This is a genomic window from Mitsuaria sp. TWR114 (genome assembly GCF_007997345.1).
This window is the reverse complement of sequence record NZ_VOSR01000693.1, coordinates 1-1,535: the sequence shown is the minus strand read 5'-3', so window position 1 is coordinate 1,535 and position 1,535 is coordinate 1. Positions and strand designations below refer to the sequence as shown.

The window sequence follows — 1,535 nt, the reverse complement described above, 5'->3', positions numbered from 1 at the left end:
CCTTGACCGCGTCGGCGCCGGCGTGCCGCTCGAGGACCAGCGCCTGTGGCTGCCCATCGCCAAGGGACGGCCGGTCGTCCTGGACAGCCGGCGTGCCGATCCGTCCGACCCGGCCTCGCCCGAGGTCGACTTCCGCCTGGACGGCCTCTCGCCGGACCGCGAGTTCTACGTCGTGCGCGCGACGCTGGCCGCCGGCAGCGAACTGCTCTGGATCTCCCGCGCCGACGGCACCCGCTACGCGATGCACGGCAACGTCCATCCGTCGCCGGACGGGCGCCACCTGGTGGTCACCCATGCGTCCCCGGGCACCGAATTCAACGGCGTCGTCATCTGGCGCCGCGAGGAAGGTCGCCTGGTCGAGCGCTACCGCTTCCAGCCCACGCCGGACCAGACGGCCGTCAGCTTCCGCTTCCTGCGCTGGCGCGACGCCGACACCATCGAACTGGCGCAGTTCGCCGAGGTCGACCCCTCGACCTGCGGCCTGGGCACGCTGAGCGCCACCGCCCTGCTGTCCCGCAAGGGCGAGCGCTGGATCCTGCGCAGCGCCAGCGCCCCGCGCTGCGAGCCGTGACCCCGCGATCGCCGCGGGCTTAACACGTTCTTCAAGTCCCGTCGGACAGTCGAATTGCATCTGATGTGACGCTCGGTAATCGAACTTGTAACAGCGCCGAAGGCGGACCTAGGATTTCATCGATCCTTCAATTTCAGGTCCGCTCATGAACCCACAAGCCTCCCGCCAAGACGCCGTCCGCCCCTCGCTGGCCAAGCGCGCGATCGCCTCGACGCTGATCGTCTCCTGCTCCCTGATGGCGCTGCCGATGCACGCCAGCGCCCAGGTCGTGCCCACCGACGCCCTGGTGCAGCAGGACGCGCCCGCCGGCACCGCCGCCGACAGCCGCGTGCGCGTCAATGCCTTCTTCGCCCGCGAGGACGTGCGCCAGGCGATGGTCAAGGAAGGCGTGAATCCGGCCGACGCCCAGTCGCGCGTGGACGCGATGTCCGATGACGAGATCCGCGCGCTGGACGGCCGCATCGCGCAGGCCCCGGCCGGCGGCGACGTGCTGGGCGTGATCTTCGCGGTCTTCGTGATCCTGCTGGTGACCGACATCCTGGGCTTCACCAAGGTCTTCCCGTTCACCCGCTCGATCCGCTGAGGTCCGCATGCGCGTCGTCCGGTCGTCCCGGTCCCTGCTCCCGCTGGCCGCTCCCGCGCTGGCGCTGGCCCTGCTGCTGGGGGGCTGCGCGAGCACGCCGCCGCAGCTGAAGGCGCTGGAAGCGCAGTGGCCCGCGGACCTGCCGGCGCGCGTGGACCTGTCCGCGAAGACGCCCTTCATCGCGCAGGACGACTATGAATGCGGCCCGGCCGCGCTCGCGATGCTGCTGCGCACCGCCGGCAAGACCGCGACCGTCGAGCAGCTCAAGCCGCAGGTCTTCCTGCCGGGCCGCAAGGGCTCGCTGCAGACCGAGATGCTGGTGGCCACGCGCCGCCAGGGCCTGCCCGCCTACGTGCTGCCGCCGCGGCTGGACGCGCTGCT

3 protein-coding genes are annotated in these 1,535 nt (G+C 71.3%); all 3 read left to right on the top strand.

The features are described 5' to 3' along the window. The coding region (locus FUT87_RS29195) for a hypothetical protein (protein WP_186830707.1) at nucleotides 1-571 on the top strand (571 nt) is incomplete at its 5' end. 145 nt (nucleotides 572-716) lie between these two features. Continuing rightward, entirely contained in the window at nucleotides 717-1,154 is a 438-nt protein-coding gene (locus tag FUT87_RS22550; RefSeq protein ID WP_186830706.1) for a PA2779 family protein, read from the top strand. A gap of 7 nt (nucleotides 1,155-1,161) precedes the next feature. Then, on the top strand, nucleotides 1,162-1,535 hold a 374-nt coding region (locus FUT87_RS22545), incomplete at its 3' end, for a cysteine peptidase family C39 domain-containing protein (protein WP_255511969.1).

Excerpts from the sequence above, each read along its gene's own strand:
- FUT87_RS22550 (WP_186830706.1), top strand. The coding sequence starts at position 717 with ATGAACCCACAAGCCTCCCGCCAAGACGCCGTCCGCCCCTCGCTGGCC.